Genomic DNA, 8584 nt, shown 5'->3' with positions numbered 1-8584 from the left:
GGGAACAGGCATAACCGAGGGTAATTACACTGTTCTTGGGACTTTTAAAGGTTCTTACTCAGGTACGAATACCTCAGGAAAGCAATATCGCCTGTACGTAACCGGTGGCAATCCTCCTAGCAAAAAAATCAACTATGGGGATGCTGATAACTGCGTTAATACATACTCGCTCATCGCTGAGGTTGCGGGATTGTACGTCGCAAGAGATTTTGATGGTAACTCCCAGTGGCAAAAATCAGGGACAGTATCCTTTGAAGTCCCAGATGGTTCTTCATTCTCTATTGTCTCAAATGGAATGATGTCTTACGGCTGTGACTACGGATCGTTCACTGTTTTTCGTTTCCAATAAATTTGCCACTCTGATAAGAGGAACGTGATGGTTATGTGGCATTTTGTAGTTCATGTACGTGTACTCTGTAGTCTCGACTTACCCGCGGGCGAGCTCCACAAACATCACTTTGATTGTGATTTTGCGATGAATAATGACGGTTAACCAACCTTCGATCAGTGATAAGTCACGAGATTGAAACTACCTGGTGAGCATCCGTAAGAGGGTAAAGGGTTTGACGTTATACTAAACGTCGATCCCGCAGGGATAATGAAATTAATAGTTCCGGATTTGCTCCAATCTGAGTTAGCGGTACCTGCCGATGTAATGATACGTCCATCAACAATACCTTTAAGATCCCAAGTATTACGGCAGTTATCACCGTCTTTAATTCCTTTATCTATAGTAGAAACCCCGCCAGAAGCGTAAACCGTCATAGGACGTCCAGTATCGTTAACCGATGTGTAAGTTGATACAAATCCCCCTAGTGACGAGTAGCTTCCGTTATAGATGGAGCCAGAAACCCACGCACCGGATTGACAGTTTTATTCTGCAGTGCAGTTTACTATCGCCTGAAAGCAAGCTTCTCCCTTCGAGTTGTTGGGTAAACCAATGTAGAACCGATTGTTAACAGGATCGAGAGCCATTGAATCTGGGGAATTATGGTTAGAACCATCAGACCAACTTCTTAGTGCATAAGAACCCCCAATAGCTACTGTCCCAGACGGGCAATATGCATAAGCGACGGATTTGTTAGCGCAAGAAGTTTCCCCAAAAACGGTTTGCATTTTAATTTTCGAAGCACCTGACCACGCACCGGATTGACAGTGTTATTGCATTTTTCGCGCAAGGCTTTATTTTCTTCGCCTTTTCGGGAGTAATAATGTCTTCTGTTGCGCGTATTAAAAAAATGTCACTTAGCCGGGGTCTCGATAAATACTACGAATCGGTATCAGTTCACAAAAAGGGCCATCTTCAGGAGTTTTACCGGGTAAACGTCATTAAGCGTCACCCACTGGCCGACCGGAACATGGATGAGATCACCACTGTTGATATTGCAACCTACCGTGATGAACGGCTGAAGCAACGCAATCCCAGAACGGGAAACCCCATCACCGGCAACACGGTGAGACTGGAGCTGGCGTTGTTATCATCACTTTTCGGGATCGCACGCGTGGAATGGGGAACCTGTCGTAACAATCCGGTCGAACTGGTACGTAAGCCCAAAGTGTCTAAAGGACGAGATCGACGTCTGACGTCCTCTGAAGAGCGCAGACTGTCGCGGTATTTCCGCGAGCGAAACATGATGCTCTATATAATCTTTCATCTCGCTCTGGAAACAGCCATGCGTCAGGGTGAAATTCTTAACCTCCAATGGGAGTTTATTGACCTTCAGCACGGCGTCGCGCACCTGCCCGATACCAAGAACGGTTCATCACGTGATGTCCCACTCTCAAGAAAGGCGCGAAATTTACTTCAGATGTTACCTGCACAGCTAAAAGGCCAAATATTCAGCTATACATCTTCTGGATTCAAAAGCGCCTGGCGTCACGCTCTCAATGCCCTCGCTATTGAAGATCTGCATTTCCACGATCTTCGACATGAGGCGATTAGCCGCTTCTTCGAGCTCGGTACGCTGAACGTCATGGAGGTCGCTGCCATCTCAGGTCATCGGTCGATGAATATGCTTAAACGCTACACCCACTTGAGAGCTTACCAGCTGGTCAGCAAGCTGGATGCGCGACGACGCCAGACTCAAAAGATTGCCCCCTACTTCGTGCCCTATCCCGCACTGGTCGAACAGGACTGTGGAAGTACCGGTGGCATCAGGGTGATGCTATGCGATTTCGAAAACCTGATGGTATCGGCACCAACGCGCGAACTTGCTCTGACCCGCGCCAGCGAACTGCTACTGCGCACTCTGGCACTTGCTGCCCAGCGCGGTGAAAGAGTCCCTGCACCGGGGGAGCTCCCCATCAGGACAAACGATCACATCATGATTTGTCCGCTGAACCCCGCCGAGGCACTGTCGGCCCGAGCATAACCTTTTACCTGGAGAGACTGTGTATCTGATACTCCTTTCAGCAGTACCGCTAACATTACTGCTGTACTGCCCGATAATGGCAATTGTTAGTGCCGTGACGCCCTGGAAAGGGTTTCGCGCGGCCTCGGTTCGTCACCGTAAGCACCATTACACTACCCTGCACCTTTCGACCTTTGACCGGGTAGGTCATCTCAATCTTCGTCGTGCAGCGCGTTTTCACCGCAGTTTTCTTGCCACATTACAGCTGGCGCTACAAAGGAACAGCACTCCGGTGTACTTCACATCCCATCTGATGCGCCCGGCACACTTGAAAAGCATGACCATCCTGATGGGAAAAATGGACGATACACACCACTGGCGCTGCACCACAGTATCGATTCCTCCAGCCGTCAGGAACGGGATACGGCTACAAACACTGGTACAGGAATGGCGCTGGATTACCGTACCGGAAACCGGCGTGCTTGTGCTCATTCGACCGCGCCGGAAAGCGCGTTAAAACGCCAATACACAAACGCAATCAAAACGCACACGCAAACGCAGTCGATCTACACGATCGAATTAACTCGTTATACATACGCGTCACGATTAATTATTCTCTAAATCACTGAACAGCAAGATGTAATTTTTCTTAAGGGGGCCTTGTGGCAAACAGTCTTACCGCAATTTTCACCTCGCTTCTGGCGCTCCCCGACCTTGATCGGAACAGGATTGCAGAACTGCTTCAGCGCAATGACAAGAAGCCTATGCAGACTACATCTCTCCGGATGCGGCCCGGCACCCGCCAACTGATTGATGAGTTGTCAGGCATGATTGGAATATCTCAGTCAGAGCTACTGAATCTGGTTATAGAAGGCTCTCTGCGCGATATCTTTCTGCCATTCAGCAATACCGCAATCAGTATCATCGATCGCTTTGAGGTGCTGATGCAGGCACATGAGCTTGACCCGACTGATATTGCAGAATTGCTGTCTTCATGGAACGTTCGGGTAAGCGTACTGCAGGACAGGGAACGAACGATGGACTACCTCTCTACTCCGCTCTTGCAGGCGCTAGCCCAGTGGTTTTTCGTTTCACCGGACTGGTTACTCGGCAGGAACGTTCCAACGGTCGACACCACTCAGGCTCAACATCACTGGCCAACGACGGAAGAGGCATTACGGGAGATGATTATTCCTTCGGCCGAAAATAATAATGACCGCATTATTTTCTGTACGACCGAACATACAGGTGAGGATGAATATAAGGAACGAACCGGCATATTAATTAAAAAGAAAATTACATCATCGCAGATGACGTATTTTCCGGTGCTATCCATTATTCCGTTCGTTCTGGACAAAGAGCAAAAATACTGGAAAGAACGCATCCTAAGGGAGCATGCAGCAACAGGCACTATACGCGCCGTCACAGTCAGCATGGGGCTGTCTAAAGCGCTTGAGCAAGGAATAACGTTACCTGCACTTATATACAGACAGCTTTGAACCACGCAGAAATATTGAATTAAAAAAGAAAAAGAATTTTTTGATGCTGCCGCATCGGGACCTTCTTTTGCCCAAAATCCAGACTGGACTACAGGAAATTTAATGATGAAAAAGACTCATATAGCAAAAACACTGATTTCTTCCGCCGTCATGATGGCATTTCATGCAGGTGCAGCAACCTCCTATATGGAAGCCCGCAGCGATGCCATGGGTGGAACGGGCGTGGCATCTGCCCATTATGGCACAGCTGCCTTATCCAACCCGGCACTCCTGACTAAATTTGGCGCTAACGATGACTTCAGCCTGGTGTTGCCTTCCGTGGGTGTCCAGGTAGCAGATCCTGACAAGGCCATTGATACTGCCGATGACGTGAAAGATCTGTGGAATAATTTCGACAATGCTGTCGACCGCCAAAGCGGTGTTAGCGAAAGCGCTGCTGCGTTACGCAATAAGCTGGAAGATTTGAAGGACGTGAAGGCAAACGGGCAGGTCGGAGCATCGGTTATTGCCACCACCCCGAATAAAGTGCTGCCATTTGCCGTTGTCGTGAAGTCCTGGGGTACCGTTTCCGTAAACGGTAAGGTCAGCGACCACGATCTGCAGTATCTCGACAAAATCGCCAGTGGGGCCATACCGGCAGATACGGTAGACAAAGATGCCCTGACGTCCCGTGCCTATGGTCGCGCGGCCGTTATCACAGACGTAGGTGTGGCTATGGCTCATGAATTCGAAACGGCAGGACACAGCTGGTCCCTGGGTATTACGCCCAAATATCAGCGCATCGATCTGTTCAACTACAGCGCAACGGTAAACGACTTCGACAAAAATGATTTGAACTCAGATGACTATCACAACACAAAAACCGGATTTAACGCCGACATCGGTCTGGCAACAAACCTCGGAGATAACTGGATGTTGGGTCTTGCGGTGCAGAACATCATTGCCCGCACTGTGGACACTAAAGAAGTGAACGGCGAGAAAGAAACGTTCAAAGTGAAACCGCAGGCTACCGCTGGCGTCGCCTGGAGCAACAGCGTCCTTACCACCGCACTCGATGTGGATCTGACCGAAGCCAGCCGTTTTGAGCGGGATGACAAACGGCAGTTCGCCAGTGTAGGGGCTGAGTTGAATGCCTGGAGCTGGATGCAAGTACGTGCGGGTTATCGCCAGAACATGATCGCCAGTGAGGGTAACGCCTTCACTGCAGGTCTGGGCTTCTCACCGTTCGACGTAGTACATCTGGACCTTACCGGTATCGCCGGAACCGATCGTACTTACGGCGCTGTCGCCCAACTGCAGTTCACCTTCTGATAATTTCAGGGAAGCCCTCAATGGGCTTCCTCTGCCGTCCTGTTTTACATTACCCCGGCTTTGCCCTGCGCCTTTCATTCCTGAAATTTGTTTTGTCGAGAGTCCTGAAGATGATCTCATTCAAATATGTCCGCGCATTGCGTCTAATCCGCAGTGCGGCATTTAGTTGCCTGATTACCGCACCCGCCACCGGATTTTTTATCTTGGTCATGTGTCTGGCATTGAATAATTCACTGGCTGATAGCTTCATTAAGCAAGCCCGCGCGCTTGTCAGCGATGTACCGGCAGGTATGGTGCGGGAATGTATTCAGCCGAGGTCAAGCGTTCCGGTGTCCCCGGTCTCAAAACCCTCCGCACTGAATACATGCAAGGAGGTATTCACTGATGAAGATGACTGGAAAGCTAGCGTTGATAACAGAATCCAGCAGTTTTATATAATCTTTGTCGCGATGGGCTTGCTGTGCTGGTTATTCACGAATAACAGGCTGGCTGAACTGATTTCTGGGTTACAGAAATTGAAGCGCAAACCACAAATCTGAATCTAACCTGACTCACACAGAGTCAAACCTCACCTCACTGAACCTTCTGGCTTTAACCTCAGTCGCCCTCCCGGCAAGGTAACTACCATGAATTATTTAATGCTTCCCGGCGTGCTGGCCTTTTTCCTGCTTGCCGGCTGCCAGTCCTGGACTCCGCCATCGACGCCTCCAGCCTCTGCTTCTTCCGACCGCTACGGCGCGGCATCCTCCGTCGCCGTTGCCCGTCACTCGCAATATCAGATGTGGAATAACGGTGTTTGGTCCGGTTCGAAAACCGCACCATCGTCCATGGAGATCATTCGTACCAACAGCGCTGGCGTCTCCTTCGACTGGGAAGGTGATGCTGTGGAGTTACTGGCCGAACTGGCGCGTGCACGCGGCCTGCAGTTCAACTACAGCGGTGTGCGTCTGCCCTTACCCGTAACACTGCACGTTCGTGGTATGACGTTCAGCAACGTACTGCGTGTGATTGAAGCGCAGACAGCATGGCGCGCCACCCTGAATCAGTATCCGGGCCTGCTCCAGCTCAACTTCATGCAACCGGAGACCAGAAAGAAATGAAATGCTTTCTCTTGTTACTTTTCCCTGCGCTGCTCCTGACCGGTTGCGCAGCCGAACGTCCTGCGTCACCAACAGACGGGAACGTCCCTCCTCCGGATATGCAGGCCTGGCTCAACCCGGAGCGTCAGAGACCAGACGGTATCTCCGAAACGCGTTGGCAAATGCTTAGTGATGCCGGGAGAACGCTGGGATTCCGAGGAGGTAAATCTCAGCGGGCATGGGAATTGACACAGGCACTCAACGCCCGCGAATCCACCCTCAATGCTCTTTACGATTTTCGGCCGCTTATCAGCCCTGAGGGCTGGCTGCCACCGGTTATTGATGAAGCACAGGATGTAGCACACATCACTCCCGATCAAATTCGCACAGCCTCAAAGGTTTGGACCATTATCCGCCCGGAGAGATTTGTCAGTAACCCGCCCAGCTGGCGCAGCTGGTTACTTCGCGGGTTGGCCACCACGGCAACACCAGGAACTGAAGGACTTGTCGTGCCGGAAGACAGCGCCCAGAGAAAGGTCTGGGAAGACGCGCTGAAAAAAGGCTGGCAGGAAGGTCGCGAAAACGCCGATCTGACCTTTGAGGCCAGCATGAATCAGCTCACCCGCGATTACAGGGGCATGATGCTTTACTCCCTGCTCTGGCGTAGGGGCATGATTTCCCGACCGGAAGTAACCGAACAACAGCAGACTGTGACCGGCAGCGGCCAGAAGCTCGTTACCGGCGATCGTGTACGTCGACTCAAATCACACGCGTCGTTTGAACTACAGAAGTCCCGCTGGCGCCCGTCTGTTACCATCCAGTAAGGAGTTTTCTCGTGGAAACATCTCTTATCCCAGATAAGTTCGGGATTTTTCCGTTCAGCGGCGCTTATACCGCTGACGAGTTCAGAACATTTTTTGCCTGGTGCTCAGCGCAGGCTGTAAGTGACGTGGACCTGGTTGGTGGCTCCCCTGTTTCTGTCAGCCGTTACGGTCGACGAGAAAGAGTCTCCGATACCGTACTGCCTAATACCATGCTGGGTAATATGCTTGATGACCTGCTGGGACCAGAAGTGCGCCCCCGTGTACAGGGCGGTAAACCATCGGACAGGGCCATTCAGATCGACGGCGACATGCACGGGCGTTATGGTCTGGAGCGGGGTGAGCGCGTGCGGCTGCGCGCGCACATTATTCAGGGGACATCTGCACGTGAAGAAAAGGCACTATCCGTCACGCTGCGCGTGATCCCCCACATCATTCCCGACTTTATGAAGATGGGTATCGAACCCGACCTCGCGGCTTCCATGCTGCCAAAAACCGGGCTGGGTCTCATCTGCGGCGAAACAGGTTCCGGAAAATCAACGCTTCAGGCGGCGTTATATCGACACTGTCAGAACACGCAACCTGACCGCAAGATTGTGACCTACGAAGATCCGGTTGAGTACATTCTTGGCCGCCCCGATGACCTTTTGCCACCGCATCAGGCTCAGGTGGGACGTGACGTGGCAAGTTTTGCAGATGGGCTCCGCTCCGCCATGCGTCGTAACCCGGAGGTCATCGGAATCGGGGAGATCCGCGATACTGAAACTGCAGAAGCCGCTGTTCAAGCCGGGGAAAGTGGGCACATGACTATCGGGACTCTGCACTCTAAATCACCAGGTGAAACTCTGAACCGACTACTTGGTTTGTTCCCGCCTCAGATTCGGGATGCGCGTGCATGGGAGCTGCTTGGTATGATGCGTTTCATCGCAGTCCAAGTACTTGTCAAAACGACTGACGGCAAACGTCGTGCCCTGCGGGAATACATCGTATTCGACGATGGCTTACGCGACGCGCTTCAGAATATCCCGTCAGAAAAGTGGCCTGCGCACATCGACACTATTCTGAGACTGGAAAAGCGGCGTATTGTCGATCAGGTGCGGGAAGGTTTCATAACCGGTGATATAGACAGAAACGAAGCGGCTCTCTATCTGTCAGGTAAGGAACTAACGCTATGAAACGACAGGGATTCTGGCGTTACGCTACTCCGCCAGTCAGCTTTTTTGGTATTCCTTTGCCGTTCCTGTTGCTTTACCTGGTCTGGTTTCGCTGGCCATCCATGAACACGCTGTATATCTGCTCCGCCATTCTGGGATTCTTTGTTGCTCTGAATTTCTTTGGCTGGAGTGTTCGTGCCATCTGCCGGCGCGTGATTAGTACCTTCAGGGGAAAGGTTGCCTCTGGTCGGCCCTGGTGGTACCGACATTTCGTTGAGAAACCACGAGACTGGACCGGTCTCTGAGCCCGATGTAACCCGCACGTTCTCCACAGCGCACCCGCGCGCCTCCCTCAATATCTTCCAGGAA

General features: G+C 51.5%; 9 protein-coding genes and 1 pseudogene. All 10 read left to right on the top strand.

Annotation, left to right across the window (positions count from 1 at the left end; genetic code table 11):
* Nucleotides 1-349: pseudogene (locus tag ACWKXX_RS20930) on the top strand (shufflon system plasmid conjugative transfer pilus tip adhesin PilV); the annotation flags it as partial.
* Between the two features lie 862 nt (nucleotides 350-1211).
* A complete protein-coding gene (locus tag ACWKXX_RS20925) occupies nucleotides 1212-2372 on the top strand; it encodes a site-specific integrase (protein WP_048210079.1) in 1161 nt (386 codons plus the stop codon).
* A 76-nt stretch (nucleotides 2373-2448) separates the two neighbouring features.
* A complete protein-coding gene (locus tag ACWKXX_RS20920) occupies nucleotides 2449-2868 on the top strand; it encodes a hypothetical protein (RefSeq protein ID WP_075262562.1) in 420 nt (139 codons plus the stop codon).
* A 145-nt stretch (nucleotides 2869-3013) separates the two neighbouring features.
* Nucleotides 3014-3850 carry a hypothetical protein gene (locus tag ACWKXX_RS20915; protein WP_454540875.1) on the top strand — a complete coding sequence of 279 codons (837 nt, stop codon included), beginning with the start codon at nucleotides 3014-3016 and terminating at the stop codon, nucleotides 3848-3850.
* Between the two features lie 102 nt (nucleotides 3851-3952).
* Nucleotides 3953-5161 carry a conjugal transfer protein TraF gene (locus ACWKXX_RS20910; protein WP_172689570.1) on the top strand — a complete coding sequence of 403 codons (1209 nt, stop codon included), beginning with the start codon at nucleotides 3953-3955 and terminating at the stop codon, nucleotides 5159-5161.
* Nucleotides 5162-5181: 20 nt separating this feature from the next.
* Nucleotides 5182-5700: a hypothetical protein gene (locus ACWKXX_RS20905; RefSeq protein WP_172689571.1), complete on the top strand. Its 519-nt coding sequence runs from the start codon at nucleotides 5182-5184 to the stop codon at nucleotides 5698-5700.
* 87 nt (nucleotides 5701-5787) lie between these two features.
* Nucleotides 5788-6261: a DotD/TraH family lipoprotein gene (locus ACWKXX_RS20900; protein WP_172689572.1), complete on the top strand. Its 474-nt coding sequence runs from the start codon at nucleotides 5788-5790 to the stop codon at nucleotides 6259-6261.
* Complete coding sequence (locus ACWKXX_RS20895; protein WP_172689573.1) at nucleotides 6258-7064, top strand: type IV secretory system conjugative DNA transfer family protein; 807 nt, start codon at nucleotides 6258-6260, stop codon at nucleotides 7062-7064. Before ACWKXX_RS20900 ends, ACWKXX_RS20895 begins: the two co-directional genes overlap by 4 nt.
* Nucleotides 7065-7075: 11 nt before the next feature.
* Entirely contained in the window at nucleotides 7076-8236 is a 1161-nt protein-coding gene (gene traJ / locus ACWKXX_RS20890) for a plasmid transfer ATPase TraJ (protein WP_172689574.1), read from the top strand.
* On the top strand, nucleotides 8233-8520 hold the full coding sequence (gene icmT, locus ACWKXX_RS20885; RefSeq protein ID WP_048210072.1) for an IcmT/TraK family protein: 288 nt from the start codon (nucleotides 8233-8235) through the stop codon (nucleotides 8518-8520). The genes traJ and icmT overlap by 4 nt, the downstream gene beginning before the upstream one ends.
* Nucleotides 8521-8584 lie beyond the last annotated feature (64 nt).

The organism is Enterobacter sp. UPMP2061, from assembly GCF_053709615.1.
Note: the sequence above shows the minus strand (reverse complement) of the source record. Positions and strands in the feature narration are given on the sequence as shown.